Origin of the sequence: Flavobacterium rhizophilum (assembly GCF_046000485.1) — a bacterium.
In the GTDB taxonomy this organism is placed as follows: Bacteria; Bacteroidota; Bacteroidia; order Flavobacteriales; family Flavobacteriaceae; genus Flavobacterium; species Flavobacterium rhizophilum.
Map to the genome: position 1 here is coordinate 116,462 of NZ_JBELQB010000009.1, position 18,476 is coordinate 134,937.

At 37.0% G+C, this 18,476-nt stretch carries 17 protein-coding genes; 8 read left to right on the top strand and 9 right to left on the bottom strand.

The genetic code is table 11. The annotated features are described in order from the left end of the window. The first annotated feature begins 85 nt into the window (after positions 1-85). Complete coding sequence (locus ABS768_RS12695) at positions 86-400, top strand: HPF/RaiA family ribosome-associated protein (RefSeq protein WP_408075332.1); 315 nt, start codon at positions 86-88, stop codon at positions 398-400. Positions 401-487: 87 nt separating this feature from the next. Here the strand turns inward: ABS768_RS12695 and ABS768_RS12700 are convergent, their stop codons facing one another. Together ABS768_RS12700 and ABS768_RS12705 are read right to left on the bottom strand one after the other, a co-directional pair. Further along, complete coding sequence (locus tag ABS768_RS12700; RefSeq protein WP_408075333.1) at positions 488-2,188, bottom strand: DUF6029 family protein; 1,701 nt, start codon at positions 2,186-2,188, stop codon at positions 488-490. A 4-nt stretch (positions 2,189-2,192) separates the two neighbouring features. Then, complete coding sequence (locus ABS768_RS12705) at positions 2,193-2,672, bottom strand: TlpA family protein disulfide reductase (protein ID WP_408075334.1); 480 nt, start codon at positions 2,670-2,672, stop codon at positions 2,193-2,195. 316 nt (positions 2,673-2,988) lie between these two features. Here ABS768_RS12705 and ABS768_RS12710 point away from each other — a divergent pair, with 316 nt between their 5' ends. The 4 genes from ABS768_RS12710 to ABS768_RS12725 all read left to right on the top strand — a co-directional run bounded on the left by ABS768_RS12710 (position 2,989) and on the right by ABS768_RS12725 (position 7,488). Then, positions 2,989-4,476 (top strand): T9SS type A sorting domain-containing protein, encoded by a 1,488-nt coding sequence (locus ABS768_RS12710; protein ID WP_408075335.1) that lies wholly within the window; start codon positions 2,989-2,991, stop codon positions 4,474-4,476. A gap of 111 nt (positions 4,477-4,587) precedes the next feature. After that, on the top strand, positions 4,588-5,355 hold the full coding sequence (locus tag ABS768_RS12715; RefSeq protein WP_408075336.1) for a T9SS type A sorting domain-containing protein: 768 nt from the start codon (positions 4,588-4,590) through the stop codon (positions 5,353-5,355). A gap of 33 nt (positions 5,356-5,388) precedes the next feature. Then, positions 5,389-6,450 carry an Omp28-related outer membrane protein gene (locus tag ABS768_RS12720; RefSeq protein WP_408075337.1) on the top strand — a complete coding sequence of 354 codons (1,062 nt, stop codon included), beginning with the start codon at positions 5,389-5,391 and terminating at the stop codon, positions 6,448-6,450. A gap of 57 nt (positions 6,451-6,507) precedes the next feature. Continuing rightward, positions 6,508-7,488 carry a sugar phosphate isomerase/epimerase family protein gene (locus ABS768_RS12725; protein WP_408075338.1) on the top strand — a complete coding sequence of 327 codons (981 nt, stop codon included), beginning with the start codon at positions 6,508-6,510 and terminating at the stop codon, positions 7,486-7,488. Here the strand turns inward: ABS768_RS12725 and ABS768_RS12730 are convergent. Further along, on the bottom strand, positions 7,476-8,360 hold the full coding sequence (locus ABS768_RS12730) for a 3-keto-disaccharide hydrolase (RefSeq protein WP_408075339.1): 885 nt from the start codon (positions 8,358-8,360) through the stop codon (positions 7,476-7,478). The genes ABS768_RS12725 and ABS768_RS12730 overlap by 13 nt on opposite strands. Positions 8,361-8,494: 134 nt before the next feature. Between ABS768_RS12730 and ABS768_RS12735 the strand changes: the two genes are divergently transcribed. The 3 genes from ABS768_RS12735 (at position 8,495) to ABS768_RS12745 (ending at position 11,946) form a co-directional block, all read left to right on the top strand. Beyond that, a complete protein-coding gene (locus tag ABS768_RS12735) occupies positions 8,495-8,695 on the top strand; it encodes a YqaE/Pmp3 family membrane protein (RefSeq protein ID WP_408075340.1) in 201 nt (66 codons plus the stop codon). 67 nt (positions 8,696-8,762) lie between these two features. After that, entirely contained in the window at positions 8,763-10,907 is a 2,145-nt protein-coding gene (locus tag ABS768_RS12740) for a glycoside hydrolase family 97 protein (protein WP_408075341.1), read from the top strand. Between the two features lie 178 nt (positions 10,908-11,085). Next, entirely contained in the window at positions 11,086-11,946 is an 861-nt protein-coding gene (locus ABS768_RS12745; RefSeq protein WP_408075342.1) for a tyrosine-protein phosphatase, read from the top strand. Between the two features lie 53 nt (positions 11,947-11,999). Here the strand turns inward: ABS768_RS12745 and ABS768_RS12750 are convergent, their stop codons facing one another. From ABS768_RS12750 to ABS768_RS12775, 6 genes are all read right to left on the bottom strand, one after another. Continuing rightward, the gene (locus ABS768_RS12750) at positions 12,000-12,605 is read right to left on the bottom strand and encodes a hypothetical protein (RefSeq protein ID WP_408075343.1); all 606 of its coding nucleotides are present in this window, start codon (positions 12,603-12,605) and stop codon (positions 12,000-12,002) included. After that, positions 12,595-13,098 carry an RNA polymerase sigma factor gene (locus ABS768_RS12755; RefSeq protein WP_035135259.1) on the bottom strand — a complete coding sequence of 168 codons (504 nt, stop codon included), beginning with the start codon at positions 13,096-13,098 and terminating at the stop codon, positions 12,595-12,597. Before ABS768_RS12755 ends, ABS768_RS12750 begins: the two co-directional genes overlap by 11 nt. A 7-nt stretch (positions 13,099-13,105) precedes the next feature. Further along, on the bottom strand, positions 13,106-13,966 hold the full coding sequence (locus tag ABS768_RS12760) for a TraB/GumN family protein (RefSeq protein ID WP_408075344.1): 861 nt from the start codon (positions 13,964-13,966) through the stop codon (positions 13,106-13,108). 26 nt (positions 13,967-13,992) lie between these two features. Beyond that, positions 13,993-14,205: a hypothetical protein gene (locus ABS768_RS12765; RefSeq protein WP_408075345.1), complete on the bottom strand. Its 213-nt coding sequence runs from the start codon at positions 14,203-14,205 to the stop codon at positions 13,993-13,995. A 118-nt stretch (positions 14,206-14,323) separates the two neighbouring features. After that, a complete protein-coding gene (locus ABS768_RS12770; RefSeq protein ID WP_408075346.1) occupies positions 14,324-16,033 on the bottom strand; it encodes a hypothetical protein in 1,710 nt (569 codons plus the stop codon). Beyond that, positions 16,023-18,476, bottom strand: coding sequence for a hypothetical protein (locus ABS768_RS12775; protein WP_408075347.1), 2,454 nt, complete (start codon positions 18,474-18,476; stop codon positions 16,023-16,025). The genes ABS768_RS12770 and ABS768_RS12775 overlap by 11 nt, the downstream gene beginning before the upstream one ends.

The window sequence follows — 18,476 nt, forward strand, 5'->3', positions numbered from 1 at the left end:
GCTATTCAATAATTTCGTAAATTGCAGAGACCGCACTACGTTTGATGCGGGTAATTTAAATGGAAAAAACTTAAATTTCAGAATTATGCAAATTAACATAAACACCAACAACCACGTTGAAGGAAGCCAAAGAATGAAAGACTACTTTACAGGTATAGTAGCCGATTCATTAAAACGTTTTGAAGATAAAGTAACCCGAGTAGAAGTTCACGTAGGTGATGAGAACAGCCATAAAGAAGGCGACACTGATAAAAAATGCACCATTGAGGCACGTATCGCGGGCATGCAGCCTGTTGCTGTTACAAACCACTCTAACACAATTGAAAAAGCTGTAGACGGAGCTATTGACAAAATCAAAAAAGTACTCGATACTACTTTTGACAAAATGAGAGCGCACTAATAAGCTAAATAATTTACCATGAAAAAAGCCGCCCGGGATACCGGAGCGGCTTTTTAAGTTAAGTATGTAAAGTATAGTAGTTTTTAATTAAAAAGCGGTACTAAGCGATAGTGAGAAACCGGTACTTTCCGGTACAAAACGACACACACCGCCTACACACACAAGTCCGCCACGTTGTCTACCATAGTTAACTGCAATCCTTGAAGCACCTATACGGTAAGCACCACCAAAGTTGTAATAATGATTTCTTCTTGACTCATCATCATTACCATAGTTAATTATATCCCAAACGTAAAACGAATACTTGTCGTTAAGGTTAAGCTCTACAGTACCACCTGCCCAGTTTTTAAAATCAGCATCGGCCCACATGTGCTCACCTTCCACACGAATAGATTTTGATGGTGAGAAGTTATAAGTAGCCTCAGCAGCAACTATATTGGTATTTACTTTTTCACCACCCTGTAGCCATTGTTTGTTATAAAACTGGTTTACATAATAGAAACCTGTATGCCAGCTTTCAGATAGTTTTTTCTTTACTTCAATGTTATAATCAGAATAGTATTTCTCACCTACACCGAAAAATTTGGTATCATAATCAGAAGGGACGAACCTGTATGAACCCGGAAGGTTATACCAGCTTGAAATATTAACCCCTATGTTAGTACCATATTTACCCCCAAGGGCAGTTTCTGGCGCTATATCATAAAATATATCAATCTGTCCACCGGTCTCGCCCGCCTTCATGATTTCAGACCCCTGAAAATCAACTTTTGCCTGAGCCTGATACACATAAATATTAGCCAGGTTAGAGTGATGTTGCTTTGTTAACGCAGGTACAAAGTTTAATACCTTATCATTAAAATTCAAACTTGTTGATTCAGTATTAACAATAGTTGGCTCTCTTTCAGAAAGGAAACTCATATTCTCAATTCTCCTGAAAGTCGCATCAATACCTAAACCGTTTGCAGAATATCCTAAATTAAGTAATACTGCACTACCCGGTTTGATAAAATCATTGTTTATTTTATTCTGCAGGTCAAGTACAGCATCCTTTTGCTTATAGTTATATTCTCCCGATGCATAAAAAGAACCGTGAATAAAGTTTACCCTACCGGCAAAAGCATTTGTAAGCTCATCAAAATTAGGATCGGTTATATATGTTTTCTCATAACGACCAACATAAGTAAGTCCTACAGAAAGATCTGACTCTTCAAAAGACAGCAACTTATCCAGATTGAAATCAGAGTCAAATCCGTATATTTTGCCTTTAGCTACATCAAAACCTGTTCTTTGCTGACCATAAAGGGCAGTTAACCTAACATTATCACTAGGCCTGTATACAACCCTACCACCCCTAAGGGCAGTATTAATACCTAAAGAACGATCTTCCCAGGCTCTTAAAAGTAATCCGCTACCAAACTGCTCGTAAAAATAACCGGCAGTAGCATCAAATTTTTCTGACTTATAGCTTAGATAATAGATACCTACATTAGTACCTTTAAAACCCGGATTATAGTTTAAGAGTGCATTTGGCTCGTAAGCCTCACCCTGCACACCTGCTGTCCAGTTTTTATACTGATAATTTAAATAAAGGTAGTTGTTAGACCTGATTGGATCTTCAGGGTGATCTATATTTCTTTCCTTATCGTTAAGATACCATTGGGAATTAGATTCAAAACTACCGTAAACCTTACCATAATCTTTTTTCTCCTGTTCTGTATCTTCCTGTGCAAACAAAGATGTTGTACATAACGATAATGGTAATAAAAGTAATAGTGCCTTTTTCATTAGCTTACAGCTCCTTCAGTTTGTTATAAAGTTCTTCTTCTGCTCCCTGGCTGTAACCATTGTGAACATATACCACTTTTTTGTTTTTCACAACTATAGTATATGGTACGTTTGCAATACCTAAAGCTCTTTTTAAGTCCTGATTAGTATCAAGAAGTACCTGATAAGGCCATTTTTTGCCATTAAGCAATGGTTTTACTCTCTTTTGAGTACGGCTATCATCTACAGATACTGCAATAACTTCCATATTAAGCTCTTTAGACCATGCACTATATTTTTCATTTATAGCGTCTAACTCCTTAATACAAGGTGCACACCAGGTAGCCCAAAACGAAAAAACGTAGATTTTATCTTTCTCAGCAAAATCACTTTTTACGTTATAACTCTTATTATCAGATGATTTGATTGTCACATTTGGCATTTCTTTTTGGGCATACATAGCTGTACCCGCCAAAAACAAAAATAACATAAGGATCTTTTTCATTTGTGTTTCAGTTTTATAATTACAGTTTTCCAGTTAGGTCGCAATATTAAAAATTTTTTAACAGTAATCAGCACTTTTTTTCTTAAAAAAATTCTCTAAAAACCTATCGAATTAGTAGAGAAATAGACTGATTAGTAAACTTTTAGTGTTATTTTTACTACTTTATCATAAAAAATCGTTCCAAACGTAACTTTTTTTGGATTTTTTTTTTGACATAAGTTTTTTTTGTATACTTTCGGAAAAAATTTTTCAATTATTTTTTTGTTAAAACTTATTTATTAAAAAGAAAACTCTAACTTAAAACTACCATTTTTCTATGAAAAAATTATTACTTTTAGGGTTAATGCTTGTAGGTGGTCTTACTGCAAATGCGCAGGAAGAAGGTTTACCTGACGGAACTCTGGCTCCGGATTTTACCGCTGAAGACATTAACGGAAACACTCATACCCTTTCTACTTACTTAGAAGAGGGAAAAACTGTTATTCTTTACATCTCTGCTACATGGTGTGGCCCTTGCTGGCAGTTCCACAACACGCACTATCTTGCAGATTTATATGAATCTTACGGACCAGGCGGATCTGATGAAGTTGTTATACTATATGTAGAAGGAGACCCATCTACTACTCTAGCAGACATCCAGGGAACAGGACCTAACACTTGGGGTGACTGGACAGCGGGAAGCCCTTTCCCAATTCTTGATAATGCTGAGATTGCTGACGATTATGAAATTGCCTTCTTCCCAACATTATACATGATTTGCCCAGAAACAGGTACTACAACTCAAATAGACAGAAATACTCCTGCCGGTTTTGTTGAAACTATCGAAGCAACATGTGGAGGTACACTTACAGGTATCCCAAGTCGTGCTGAAGCACGTGGTGTTGACAAAAGATTTTGTTCAAACGCAGGCGAAGCTAGTGCTATTGTACGTAACCTAGGTACAGAAGACATTACTACAGCTACTGTTGTTCTTAAAGAAAACGGTTCTGTAGTTGCTACTGCAACTTACACTGGTGATGCTATTGCTCAGTTTAGCAATGGAGTAGTTACTTTTGATGAATATGAGTTTGACGCTGAGGCTGATTATACTGTAGAAATCACTCAGTACAATGATGTTACAGCTGGCGAGGATGAATTACTTTCTGCAGAACCTACTTTTACTTATAACGCTGCTGATGAAAACCTGTCTGGTATAAACATTAAAGTTGATATCTATACTGACTACTACCCAGGCGAAATGTCTTGGAACCTGTTAAACAGTGCTGGTGAAGTAGTTGCTAGTGGAGGTCCTTACCAACCAGGAACTGAAGACGAGTACGGTGGGGGTGGTCCAGATGCTCTTACTGTTAAAACTGAATATTTCTTATTATCAGAAGATATCGACTGTTACTCAATTGAATTACTTGATGAGTATGGTGACGGATGGTCTGCTTACAACGAAGGTGATTTTGTAGGTGTAAAAATATTCTCTGGTTCTCAAAGCATATTTGAAGCTGCGGTAGGTAACTTCGGTCCTCGTGCTTTTGGAGAAACTATTTTCAAAACTACAGGTCAACTTGACAACCCTACATTCCAAGCTGCTAAATTTGCTGTTTATCCAAACCCAACATCAGGTATCCTAAACTTTACAACAGAAGAAACTGTTAATGTAACTGTAGTAGACCTATCTGGTAAAGTTGTATTTACAGCTAACAATATCAATGATGGTGATTCTATCAACCTAAACTCTCTTCAAACAGGTATGTACATCGCTAAAATTAACGGTGAGACTACTGAAAGAGTAGAGAAAATTGTAATCAAGTAATTTATTACAATAAATAACCTTACAGAAAAGCTATCGGTAATTGTAAAAGATTACCGGTAGCCTTTTTGCTTAAATAGCACACAATACACACTAAATGTTAAAAAAAATACCATGAAAAAAATTATTCTTTTTGCCGGGCTATTATTTTGCTCGTTAATAAATGCACAGGAAGTAACTGTACAGAGTGACGGTGTAGAAATTGAAGAAGGGGAAGTTTTTACTTTCAACCAGCTCCACACACTTTCTGTTCCACAGGAAGTTAAAATTAAAATAACAAATATATCGGAATCAACTCTTAACATACAGATGAGAATTGAATCTATAACAAACAATACAGAAGGACAAAATGTACAGTTTTGCTTAGCAGGCAACTGTTACTTTGAAATTCAGGAAGGAACAACTGTACCAGGTATTACAGGATCAACTCCTAACGGCTACATGCCTTTAGCTTCGGGAGCATCTAATGATGGTAATGTAGACCACTTTGCCAGCGGTTATGCAGGCGATACTACAGATGAACCTGTAGAATACGTTATTGCCGTTATTAAAGTTGATGCTGAAGGAAACCAAATAGGAGATCCTCTACGTACTTTTACTTACAAATATGATGCAAGTGCAATGAGTGTAGATGATTTCAACTCACTACAAAACATGGGTATCGCTGTAAATAATACTGTAGTAAAAGAGCAGCTTAACCTAAACTCAGCATACAATGCTACTATGCAGGTTTATGCTATTAACGGACAGTTAGTTAAAACTGCCAAAATCAGAACTGGAGCTCAGTCTCTTGATTTATCTGATCTAAACGCAGCAGTTTATATTGCTAAGTTTACAACTGAAGAAAACAAAACAGCCCAAATAAGAATTGTAAAAAACTAATTTGAGAAGACATTCTCTGCTAATTTTTGCATAATGAAACGTTTCATACTACTTTTTGCCTTTATTTCAGCACTGCTTTCATCGTGCTCGTCAGACTATACTATCCTAAAATCTGTAGGGTCTGTTATATTAAAACCAGACAGCTCGGTAAAACTGATTGATGGTACAATAACTTTCACAGTAAGCAGTGTAACCAATAACGAAAGTGAGGATATTACCCAGGAAGCCGTTATTTATATAGACGGCGAACCAATTACAGGCAACACTTTTTCTTCGGGAACAGTGGGTACTTTTGAGGCCAAAGCCATATATGCAGGCTTGGAGTCAGACCCTGTAGTTCTTACCTTTCATGATGGTTCTGAAATAAACTTTGAAAAAAGAGTACTTATTGAAGACTATACAGGTACATGGTGCGGATATTGCCCAAGAGTAGCACACGCTATTGAACTGCTAAAAGAAGAAACAGATAACGCTGTAGCCGTAGCAATACACAGGCCAACCTCAAACGAAGCCAGCCTGAACTACGATCCATATAACTATGACGCATCTGAGATTGAAGCCTTGCTAAGCACTGTAGGTTACCCTAAAGGATATCTTAACAGAATGACTTTATGGCAAAGTCCTGAACCAAATAACCTAAGCCAGGCTATAGGTCTTACACAGGGACTAAACCCAAAACTGGGTATAGCAATAACATCAGGTATTGAGGAAACTAATATAAGCCTTGATGTAAACGTTAAATTTGGCAAAGATTTTACAGGAAGCGGAATCAAATTAGTGGTATATATACTTGAAAACGGTTTAATATACGACCAGGTAAACTATACCTCTTATTATGGTGGTGACCATATAGTACACGGTTTTGAGCATAACCATGTGCTTAGGGAGTGCCTTACACCTCTTTTAGGTGAAGCAGTTACCGGAGACATGACTATTGCCAATACTTTTATAAAATCATTTAATGTACCTGTCCCTGCAAATGTAGAAAATGCAGCAAACCTTGAGTTTGTAGCATTTGTAACAGATGCCGATGGTAATGCCCTAAATGTTAGGAGCAATTACCCGGGTGAAGCTCAGGATTTTGAAGAATTATAAAAAATAATTTATATTTTTAAGCCTCCCATAAGGGAGGCTTTTTTATTTCTGCCAATTATGAACAGACGCCATTTTATATCATCTACAGGTAAAGCTGCACTAGCTACAGGAGCACTGTCGGGATTTAGTGCTCCCTTTTTGGAAAGCCTATTAGAAATCAACAATAAAGAACCTTTCTTTAAATTATCGTTGGCTCAATGGTCACTACACAAAGCTATACTGGAAACCAAAACACTTTCCAACCTTGACTTTGCCAAAAAAGCTAAAGAATTAGGGTTTCATGGTATTGAGTATGTATCACAGCTATACAAACTTGATGAGTCTAACCAAATGGCTTCCCTTAAAAAGCTGGTAAAAGAACTTAAACTAAGAAGCAGCGATGAGGGAATTAAAAATGTACTCATAATGGTAGATAATGAGGGAGAACTTGCTGCTGCCAGTAAAAAAGATCGTGATGAAGCCATTGCAAAACATTCAAAATGGGTTGATGCCGCTGCCGAACTGGAGTGCCATTCAATAAGGGTTAACCTTTTTGGTACTGGTACAGAGCAGGATTATAACCTTTGGCTGGAAGCATCGGTAGACGGATTAAGGCGGTTGTCGCAATATGCTGAAAAAAGTAATATCAATGTGATTGTTGAAAATCACGGCGGATTGTCATCCGATAGTAAAAAACTAACTCAGGTAATAAAAGCTATAAACCATCGCAACTGCGGGATACTGCCTGATTTTGGTAACTTCTGTGTAAAAAGACAGGGTGGTGAACGCTGGGGGACACCATGTATCGAAGAGTATGACCGTTACAAAGGCATGCTTGAAATGATGCCTTTTGCTCATGGGGTTAGTGCAAAATCATACGACTTTGACAAAAAGGGTAACGAAACCACTATTGATTACTATAAAATGCTTCAAATAGTAAAAGAGGCAAACTATACTGGCTTTATAGGTGTAGAATATGAAGGAAACCGTTTAAGTGAAGAAGACGGTATTCTTGCTACTAAAGCACTACTTTTAAAAGCGGCAAATCAATTAAAATAAGCTACGTATTCCTGTGGTAATGCTTCAATATTTTTAATTTTTACATCTTTAAAATAGGCTTCGGCTGCCTCGCTTTGCAGTTGTATTTTCCCTTTTGTAAGTGGGTAGTTCCTGCCATCTTCCACATAGCGGGAGTTTTGAAGCACCATCACTACCTTTCCGTTTACGATATGAAGACTTTTATCGCCAAAACATATAAGTTCCATTTGAGTCCACTCCCCTTGCTTACTTTCATTATCAATACTCCTCAGGCAAAAGCCGCCATACTCTGATCCCGTTCCTATAGGCAAAAAAGGCTGCTCATGTCCGGCAACGGCGTTCATCATCCCTTCGGGTAAAAAAGCCCTAATATCAATAGCCGCATTAGCTATGTTCCAGTAATCACCCATGTGTCCTTCCATAATCTGGAATTCCTGCGACAGCATCCAGGCACGCCAGTAATCCTTACCGCTCTCCCCTACCGAATGGTACAGTATACCGGTATCTTTAAGTTTATCTATACGTGGAGTCCATTTCTTATCACCCCATTTCACTTTTACCTTTAAATGATAGTTTTCAAACTCCTCTTTGGTGAACACACAACCATAACGCTCACCGCTAACTCTTAAAACAGGTTCTCCGTTTTCCTCTGTCACAGTAAACACACCTTCGGGATCATTATCATAACCCAATGGTTCAGTAGCATTACCAAGGCTGTCTGTGGGTATACTCCCATTATAATCTGTAGTATGTTTATAGCTAAGGTATTTACCCCATTGAGACATATTGTTATCCAAAAGATATTTCCAGCCCTGTTCTTCCTGTTCCTGTTTACAACTGGTAAAGCAAAGGGCTACTAATAAAAATAGTGTGATAATTTTTGTTTTAAACATATAAGATTGGTTTTACAAACCAGGGAATATACTCTTTATTTTTTTAATATGCTATGCTAAAACTATCATATACTACTACTTAATTTGCAAATCGTGCTCATAACTCTTACTTTTATGGCTTCATTACATTTATTATGCGTTACGTAATCGCTTTTTTCTTTCCGTGGCTTTCCCTGTTCTTTCAGGGTAAAATTCTTTCGGGCATAATATGTCTTATCTTACAGATAACCATAATAGGCTGGCTTCCTGCATTTATATGGGCCTTTACCTCTTTAAACAGAATGTATGCCGACAGGAGAACCCGAAAAATTATAGCGGCGATGCCTAAACGGTAAACTCCGATATTATCCCCTTACCTCAGGGATCAATATATATTCTTTAACTATCATCTATTAATAAAAAATGAAAAAAGTAATTTTCGCCTTATGTTTCTGCCTGGCAGTACTCGCAAATGCCAATGCACAGGAACTTAAATCCCCGAACGGGAATTTTAACCTCAAATTTTTCCTTCAAAACGACGGAACCCCTACCTACTCACTTACTTACAAAGGCAAAGAAGTAGTTAAACAAAGTAAATTGGGACTTGAGCTTAAAGACGATGAAAAATCCTTACTTAACGACTTTACTTTAACTGACACCAAAACCGCAACGTTTGACGAGAACTGGACTCCGGTTTGGGGAGAAGTTAAAACCATTAGAAACCATTATAACGAACTTGCCGTATCACTTAACCAAAAGGGTACCAACAGGCAAATGGTTATACGTTTCCACCTGTTTGACGACGGACTTGGTTTCCGTTATGAGTTCCCGCAGCAAAAAAATCTGGTATACTTTATTATTAAGGAAGAAAGAACACAGTTTGCCATGACGGGTGACCATACCGCTTACTGGATTCCTGGTGATTATGATACTCAGGAGTACGATTATACCATATCCAAGTTAAGTGAAATAAGAGGCCTGATGGAAAAATCGATTACTGCCAATGTATCGCAAAAATCATTCTCTCCTACAGGGGTACAAACCTCACTTATGCTTAAAACTGATGACGGAATTTATATTAACCTTCACGAAGCAGCTCTTATAAATTATGCCTGTATGCACCTTAATCTTGACGATAAGAATATGATATTCGAGTCATGGTTAACTCCCGATGCTCAGGGTAACAAAGGCCATATTCAGGCTCCGTTCAACACACCATGGCGTACTGTTATAGTAAGTGATGATGCTCGTGACATTCTTGCTTCAAAAATCACCCTTAACCTTAACGAGCCTTGTAAACTGGACGATACATCCTGGATAAAACCGGTTAAATACATAGGTGTTTGGTGGGAAATGATTACAGGAAAAAGTACTTGGGCTTATACCGATGATTTACCATCTGTACAGCTTGGCGTGACTGACTTCAGCAAAGTAAAACCAAACGGAAAACACGCTGCAAACACAGCTCATGTTAAAGAATATATAGACTTTGCCGCTAAACACGGTTTTGATGCCGTACTTGTAGAAGGATGGAACGTAGGTTGGGAAGACTGGTTTGGTCACTCTAAAGACTATGTTTTTGACTTTGTAACGCCTTACCCTGATTTTGATGTAACGGGAATTAGGGATTATGCAAAATCAAAAGGTGTAAAAATGATTATGCACCATGAAACCTCATCATCTGTTCGTAACTACGAGCGACACATGGATGCAGCTTATAAATTTATGAAAGACAACGGTTATGATGCCGTAAAAAGCGGATATGTAGGTAATATACTTCCAAGAGGGGAAAACCACTACAGCCAGTGGATAGTAAACCACTACCAATATGCTCTTGAAAAAGCTGCCGAATATAAAATTATGGTTAATGCTCACGAGGCAGTGCGCCCTACAGGTATTTGCCGTACATACCCTAACCTTATAGGTAACGAATCGGCCAGAGGTACAGAATACCAGGCTTTTGGCGGAAGCAAGCCTAATCACGTTGCAATGCTGCCTTTTACCCGTTTAATTGGCGGACCTATGGATTATACTCCCGGTATATTTGAAATGGAAATCAGCAAGTTTAGCCCTAACAACAACTCACATGTAAACAGTACACTGGCTAATCAGCTGGCATTATATGTTACTATGTACAGTCCGTTGCAAATGGCTGCCGATTTACCGGAACACTACAATCAGTTCCTTGATGCTTTCCAGTTTATTAAAGATGTTCCTGTAGAATGGGACGACAGTAAATACATTGAAGCAGAGCCTGCAGAGTACATCACCGCAGCACGTAAGGAAAAAGGTACCAACAACTGGTTTGTAGGTAGCGTAGGCGGATATGATGCCCGTACCTCAACCATTAAACTTGATTTCCTTGATAAAGGAAAAACATACATTGCTACTGTTTATGCCGATGCTGACAATGCACACTACAAAACCAACCCACAGGCGTATACCATTACAAAAGGTATAGTAACCAGCAAAACAAAACTGTCTCAGTTTGTTGCTCCGGGTGGTGGATATGCGATAAGCATTATCGAAGCTACAAAAGCGGAAACAAAAGGTTTAAAGAAGCTGTAATATAGCTCAAATTAATATACAAGAAGCCCTTCCTATACGGAGGGGCTTTTTTAGTTTAAACCTTGTTACAAAAACAACTAAATGTTAAATTTAACTTTTTAATTACACTCCCTTAAAACCCAAAACCTTTCCAGAAATTAGATTTGTGGCTTAATACTACCACTAATTTAATTTTATCATGAAAAAACAATTTAAAAACCTATTAGGTCTTTTCTTTATCGGATTATCAGCTTTAACAGTATCGTGTAGCAGTGACGACAATAACACAACAGAAAGCCAGTATGTAACAGGTGAAAACAAAATTGACCTTACAGGCGAAGACAATATGCGCGACCTTGGCGGATATGTTGGTTTAAACGGAAAAAGAATTTTATACAACAAACTGTACCGTTCGGGCGAGCTTTCTGCCCTTACTCCGGATGATCTTACCATTGTAAATGGTTTTGAGATCAGGAACATTATTGATTTACGTACGGAGTCAGAACGTAACGAAAAACCGGATGTTAGCATACAGGGAACAACTCGTTTTGAAATTTCTCTAATTGAGGATTTGGGGGGAGCTAATACAGGCATGGAAGACGTTATGGGACTAATCCTGCAGGGACAAATGACTGCTGAGGAATTAATGCTTCCTGCTTATGCTATTGATGATACTAAAATTGAGGGTTGGAAAACTATTTTCAACTTACTTGAGGAAGGTAAAACCTCTCTTTGGCACTGTACAGCCGGTAAAGACAGGGCAGGTATGACTACTGCTCTTGTGCTTTCTTCACTGGGTGTAGACAGACAGACTATTATAGACGATTTTATGCTCTCAAACACTTATTTAGCCGATTACAACAATCAGACTATAAGCTATATCAACTCTCAGTACGGAGAAGGTGTTGGCGAGCAGCTTTTACCGCTTTTAGGTGTAGAGGAAGAATATATCCTTGCTTTCTTTAATGATATAGAAACTAACTACGGTAGCGTAGAGAACTTCCTGCAGGTACTGGAAGTTGATGTTACTGCTATGAGAAATAACTATCTTGAAAAATAGTAATACACACATATTAATAACAAAAAAGCTCCCTAGAAAAGGGAGCTTTTTTGTTATTCTTCTTTTAGTTCATCTATAACTTTTCTTATCTCTTTGGCATACTTACCATAAAAATAATGTACCCATACCTCTAGCATAACTCCCATCATTAAAACAGAAAACACTATAACTATGAACATTGTTATTATAAACGAATCACTTAAATTGTTGATATCAATACCCTGTTCCTTATAAAACAGAAGTCCCACCAAAAAGAGCACCAAAAACGGAGTTATAGCAAAACCGAAGGTTTTGTAAATTTCCATATTGAGGCGAATATCAAAATAAGTTTCATATAAGCTATCTTTAGTTCTAAGATCGGTTTTGTTTATCCTTTTATAAAACATAAATAACTTTACCAGATAATAAATACTTACCGCCGTAAAAAGACTGTATATCAAATAAAATAAGAAAAAAGTTTCTTTTGGAAAATCATATAGAAGAGGTGTAAAAGCCACAAAAACAATAGCGATTATCTGATAGATAAACTCCTTTTTTAAATTTTTCCTGATCTTGTCCAGTGGCGTATTTGCCGACTGTATTTTCTTTAAACTGTCGGGCATTATTACCTCATCGGTTTTTTCATTATCCCAAGCCGATTGTATATCGTTAAAATCCATATCCCTGATTTTTAATAATTTCTTTTAATTTTTCTTTTGCCCTGTTAAGCTTTACCCTGGCATTACCTTCACTAATTCCTAAGTTCTCTCCTATTTCCTTATGCGAAAACCCTTCCAACTGATAAAAAATAATAGCCTTATCAATCTTGTCCAGTTTTTGAACCGCCCGGTAAAAATGCTCCAGCTGACTTTCCTTAATGTCATCTTCGCCTTCTTCCTCCCTTATATCATGCGATACCATACTGTGAGTATCAACCTTTCGTTTTTCCTTCCTAAGGAATACAATCGAAGTATTGATGGCCACACGGTACATCCAGGTGGAAAAACGGCTCTCTCCCCTAAAGGTGCCATAAGCCTTCCAGAGCTGGCAAATAATTTCCTGGAACAAATCCTGCTGATCGTCCGGATTATCCATGTACATTTTAGAGACTTTATATAAAATCCCCTTATGTTCACTTATTTTTGCCAAAAACTCCTTTTCGTTCCCTTTCAAAGCACTACTATTTCAACACAGGTTTTACACTGTATCCGGCATTTCTTAATAAGTTAATAACTCCGTTCTCGCCCGGTAAATGACCTGCTCCTACCGCAAAAAATACCGGTTGTGCCTTCATAAATTCAGGCATTATTGTAACCCAGTTTTTATTACGGTTATCCAGCATTATGGTTTTTGCCTCAGCATCCATAAATTTCTCATCAGTAATCATTTCATATAGTCCGTTAAGATTCTCCTCTTTGTATATGGCAACCATCTCATCAAAGTATGAAATATCATAATATTTTAACTGATCAATAAACTCCTCATCAGTGTACGATTCACTGAACCCTGTAACCTGAGCCTCCACTTTTTCCAGTCCCAGTATCTCCCTTTTGTTAGCCATTGCCTGCTGTATAAACTCTACCTCATACATTTTTGGCGGACAGTTTAAACTTTTAAACATTACTACACTCATAATACCTATTAGCGTATAATTCTCAAACTGACTCGCTTTTACACCAAGTTTGGTTTGTAAAAAATTGTCCAGTGTTGCATAATCCTCTTTACTTAATCTTTCACTAAGAGGTGTGGTTGAAGTAGTCATGCTTTGCATAGCCATTAGTTCAGACGGATCGTCAAAATCGAGTTCCAGTGCCAGCTTATCGGTATTTTCAAACGCTTTTTCTACCTTTTCCTTAATAAGGAAATCGTCTTCACACATCATGTGCATGGTTCCGTACAAATACGAAGACTCGGTTAAACCGTTACCCGATATTTCCCATAAAAGTGAATTCTCTAATTTTACTTTTTTCTCCTGAGCGTGCAAATTGCCCGACAAGACTGCCGCTGCAAAAACTACTGCTAATTTGATTACTTTTTTCATAATTGATTGTTTTGGTTGACTGATGATTAAACTTCCTTATTATTTTTAAAATAATGCGTAACTGTAGGTGTAAGCCCCTTCATTAAAAATATTACTGAAAAGAGGAATAACAGACTCTGAAAATGTTCCTCAAATACAAAATGACTTACTAAAGTATAACTAAGCCCTGCTGCTCCTAAAAAGACAAGCAAAAGGCTAACAATACTATTTTGCTGTGTTACTTGTGACTTATTTTTCATAATTGTTTTGATTGATGTTATATAGAGTAAGTAACAACAAAAAGCAAACGTTACAGAAAAATGTATTATTTTTTTTAAAAAACAGAAAACCCCGATAAATACCGGGGTTTGTGCTTTATTATCTTCTGTTTTTCGCCTGGGCCTTATATTTCATTACGTCTTTTACAATCGACTTATCTTCTTTATTATAATCTATGAGTTCTGAAGTTATAGAGGGATTGGTTTTCATTTCCTGTGAAATCACCTCATAGGCAATATCTCTAATATCCTCTTTAAAATTGTCCCGTTTTCGGTATTCAAGTCTTATGACATTTAAAAAAGGCTGCCTTTGATTGATTTCCAGTCTTTCATAAACCTTATTTATTGCCTTTACCGCATCTTTATCTTCATTTATATTATTAAGATAATTGTTAAGACAATTAAAGGCATCTTTATTATTGTTCCATCCCTCAAGTAACATATCCTGTCCCAGTTCCGGCTGCTGCATTTTATCCCTGTATATGAGTGATGCCTTAACATACATATTATTTTCCTTATAACCATCTGCTACTATAGTATAATAACGATTAGCCTCCTCTTTTTTATTAAGCAGTATATAAACATCGCCTGTTTCTTCATTCATGTTTAAATCCTTGTATATCACAAGTGCTTCGGTATACATTCTCCCTTTTACAAAACATTCGGCTGCTTTTTCTTTTTGCGTGCATTTATCCCTGTAAATTACTCCGGCTTCGGCATAATGCTCTCCTTTTTCAAGAGCTTCTGCTGCTTTAATATTATTTTTAAGCAACTTTAAATATACCTGGGCGGCTTTTTTATATTCCTTTTGATTAATATATTGATTAGCCAGTTCCTCATATTTTTGTTGTAATGTTCTATAACGGTCATTATCAATTTGCGCAATTCCTCCTCCTACTGGAGCAGATGAATCTGAATTGATAAGCCCCCTAAAAATACCGAAAATGATCATGAAAAGCATTATATATACTCCTCCAAAACCTTTTTCTCCTTTACTTTCTAAAACAGAGCCAATAAAAACAATCAGTATTATGGTTATAATAACAGCAACAACATATTTACCTATTCTTGATATCTCAGAAAAACCACCACTAAAACCGCCACCTCTTCCAAAAGTAAAAATTCCACCAAATCCCCCCCGGCCTGTTCCCGCCATACTTAGGGGAACTCCATACTTTAAAGCCAAATCAGGATTTTTTTCAAGAAACTTTAATAATTTATCCATTTCCTTCTGGTTGCCTTTCATTATTTTTTTGAGGTTAAACGGAAGGTCATCTAATTCATCACCCTCTACATCATCAAGTGATTTCAGTAAATCTTCGGCGTTCCCTTCCAGAGAAAGAGAACTTATAAATTTAGGAATCTCTACCCCCTTAAGGGGGGTAATTATGTTTACCTCTCTTTCATGAGGTAACGCAAGTATAGCATTCCAATTAACCTGTTCCACCAGTTCTACCAGCCCGGTTTCCGGATGAAAAAAGTGGTAATTTTCATTAAACAGTTTCTGCCACTCTTCTTCGCTTAACCCAGGCTCTATAGCCGAATATTGAAGAATAAAAAGCTTATCATTTATTAACTGGCAATAAGAAGCACTACCTGCTTCTTTTAACTCATGAGTATCGTTTAACAGCACAACACAGCCATACAGTACATTTGCCTGTCCTGAAGGGATAGGGTATACCTGTACCGTCTCAAGATTTAAATTGACAACTTTAAGTCCTTCTAACCAAACTAATGGAGAGTCACCCTTAATAAGTAATCCCCTTTTAGGATGCTTATTTTCCTGAGACGGTTTTAACTTAAGCTCCATAATCTACTATGGTTTTTATAAATGGCTTTATATATTTACGGTCAAACTCCTCAATATTAATTTCAGTATATAAGCCTTCGTTTTCAGTGTTCAAAAAATACTTATTCCCGGCAAATTCATAATTAGAATATACTCCAAGATTAAACTGTACCGAAGAAGGCATGTATATTTTAGGAATTTCGGAATTACTGCTTATTAGTGTTAAAATTCCCTTTCTGTCTTTTATGATTTTACTGCCGTCCGGGAACAAAAATTCTCCGATGCCTCCTTTTAGGTTAGTATAAGCAGACTCTACCTTTTTCTGCCCATCACTCCTGTTTGCTTCAAGAATTATACGGCTATAGGTATGTGTTTTATTTATATATACCTGAAGGGCATGTTTTTTAGTTAATCGTAAATTACCCTGTCCGTCTATACATACACAATCAAGGTTTTTAATGACGTTGCTGCCATGTTTATACTTCAACATATTCATTTTTTTCTGGAAATGTGTATGAGTCTCTTTTACATTTCCAACGTCGTCGTTATTTTCTATAACAAGGCCACTATCTGTTTTAGTTATTATTGTATGGTTTGTCTTATTTGAATCGTTATTAAAAACAGCTACCCTATTTATATCTAGCCCATTTTTACCCATTACCATCTGAATTTTATAGTTTCCGTTTTGTACCATTACTAAATCGGTTTTATAAAAATCTGCTGTATTCAGGTTATGGTAGCTTACATAACATTCTTTCTCGTAAAACGACACTAATATATAATCATTATCTATTTTACCCAAGGTATGTATACCTCCGGCTTTAACCGAAAGATTTTCAAGAACGATATCACAACCTTTTTCCTCTACATAAGTCCCTTCATGTCTGTAATCACCTCCTCTATCCCTTTCAACAGAATATGTTTTATATAAGCTTCGGTTAGGAGTTAACATATAAATGTGATTATCAAGAAAAAATCTTGCTATTTCCTGCTGTGGCAATGGGAAGAGTAAAGGATAATCAACACTAACTTTCCTTTTTTTCTCCTTTCTTTTCTTATTGTATGAACTGAATTTTGGTTTGTTTTGCCATAGCTCTTCCAAGGGTAATTTTATGTGCTGAATTAATCTCCTGCCCTTATTAGCAATTTTATAAAAATCTACACTCCCGGAAAAATCAGGTTCAACTATAAAATGTAAATTAGAATAATACTCACTTAATACCTGCTGTAGTGCAGGTACTTTTTGCGCATCAGGAGTAGTGATAACAAAAACCTCAGGAGAAAAAGCCATAATATCTGATTCAAAAAAGGCTCTGAATCCGGTTGCTGCCGACATTTCAGGAGAAAGCACTTCTAAACCATCTATAACCTCATCAACCGTTGTATAGAGCACCTCATTAAAAGTATCGCTTATTACAAACAAACGACATTCAATATCGGTTTTGGGGTGTGTTGCAATAGCAAGTCCCATTGCAAAAGACAATACTTTTGGCGTACCCCAGTTCCTTATGGAAGCATCAATAAGTATAGCCCTGAAAAAAGTATCATTTTCGGGCGGTACTTCACGTTCAATGTACAGCGCCTCGTTATTTGCAAGCCTTGACATAAACACATCGTCATCATTAGCAAACTCTGAAAGTAGTAACCTACTGAAGTCTCCTTTATTGGTAAGATCAGATACACCTCCAAGCGGTTGCCTGCCACTGGCATAATGATGCATAGGTATTGTAAGCCCAGACCATAGTGTTTTAATAAGGCTCCCTACAGTAAATGTAGTTTCATTTTGTGTGAGTTGCGTTAACAGGTCGGGCTGTTCTTTAGCTATACCCTTTTCCTCAACATCATTAGCTATCTCATTAACTACAGGCAGGTCTTCTATCGCCCTAAGTATAGTTTGCGTATCAGGAAAGGTATCATTTAGCAACGAAAGCGTCCTGAAGTCTTTTTGAAAGACGGCATAACTTGACGATGTTTTTTGTCCGCACCTCACCAAATGATGCCTGTTTTCTCTATATTCTTTTATAATCCCATGGGCTTTATCTTTAGAAAGCCTGTTGTGGCAACCTGAAAAAACGGTTTGTAGTAACTGTTTTCTCTTACTTCCTGATTTATATAACTGTGGTAAAGCAATGATTTTTTTTAAAAATGTAAAGGCTCCGTTGCTCCATTCTTCTGATACTGCTCCTTTAGTTATACTGAAGGTTTGTGTGACTATATCAGATATTTTTTTCAGCGAATCCACAGGGTCATGGTTAGTAGCAATAATTACTAACAAAAGTGATCCAAAAGGCGGGATACTCTCTTCTGCTAAATACTCTAAAACTTCTATTATATAAGGCTCATAAGCTATGGTACTGCCATCCACTATGGTAACCGATTCAAACACACTGCTCTCAGAATGGATTTCTTTATCCCATCCCCAAAAGTAATGATCAAATGACTGGAAATATTCCTGTAAATCCAT

What these genes read in the sequence shown, in the direction of transcription:
- ABS768_RS12695 (WP_408075332.1), top strand. Translation starts at nt 86, where the DNA reads ATGCAAATTAACATAAACACCAACAACCACGTTGAAGGAAGCCAAAGA.
- ABS768_RS12700 (WP_408075333.1), bottom strand. Translation starts at nt 2,188, where the DNA reads ATGAAAAAGGCACTATTACTTTTATTACCATTATCGTTATGTACAACA.
- ABS768_RS12705 (WP_408075334.1), bottom strand. Translation starts at nt 2,672, where the DNA reads ATGAAAAAGATCCTTATGTTATTTTTGTTTTTGGCGGGTACAGCTATG.
- ABS768_RS12710 (WP_408075335.1), top strand. Translation starts at nt 2,989, where the DNA reads ATGAAAAAATTATTACTTTTAGGGTTAATGCTTGTAGGTGGTCTTACT.
- ABS768_RS12715 (WP_408075336.1), top strand. Translation starts at nt 4,588, where the DNA reads ATGAAAAAAATTATTCTTTTTGCCGGGCTATTATTTTGCTCGTTAATA.
- ABS768_RS12720 (WP_408075337.1), top strand. Translation starts at nt 5,389, where the DNA reads ATGAAACGTTTCATACTACTTTTTGCCTTTATTTCAGCACTGCTTTCA.
- ABS768_RS12725 (WP_408075338.1), top strand. Translation starts at nt 6,508, where the DNA reads ATGAACAGACGCCATTTTATATCATCTACAGGTAAAGCTGCACTAGCT.
- ABS768_RS12730 (WP_408075339.1), bottom strand. Translation starts at nt 8,360, where the DNA reads ATGTTTAAAACAAAAATTATCACACTATTTTTATTAGTAGCCCTTTGC.
- ABS768_RS12735 (WP_408075340.1), top strand. Translation starts at nt 8,495, where the DNA reads ATGCGTTACGTAATCGCTTTTTTCTTTCCGTGGCTTTCCCTGTTCTTT.
- ABS768_RS12740 (WP_408075341.1), top strand. Translation starts at nt 8,763, where the DNA reads ATGAAAAAAGTAATTTTCGCCTTATGTTTCTGCCTGGCAGTACTCGCA.
- ABS768_RS12745 (WP_408075342.1), top strand. Translation starts at nt 11,086, where the DNA reads ATGAAAAAACAATTTAAAAACCTATTAGGTCTTTTCTTTATCGGATTA.
- ABS768_RS12750 (WP_408075343.1), bottom strand. Translation starts at nt 12,605, where the DNA reads ATGGATTTTAACGATATACAATCGGCTTGGGATAATGAAAAAACCGAT.
- ABS768_RS12760 (WP_408075344.1), bottom strand. Translation starts at nt 13,966, where the DNA reads ATGAAAAAAGTAATCAAATTAGCAGTAGTTTTTGCAGCGGCAGTCTTG.
- ABS768_RS12765 (WP_408075345.1), bottom strand. Translation starts at nt 14,205, where the DNA reads ATGAAAAATAAGTCACAAGTAACACAGCAAAATAGTATTGTTAGCCTT.
- ABS768_RS12770 (WP_408075346.1), bottom strand. Translation starts at nt 16,033, where the DNA reads ATGGAGCTTAAGTTAAAACCGTCTCAGGAAAATAAGCATCCTAAAAGG.
- ABS768_RS12775 (WP_408075347.1), bottom strand. Translation starts at nt 18,476, where the DNA reads ATGGATTTACAGGAATATTTCCAGTCATTTGATCATTACTTTTGGGGA.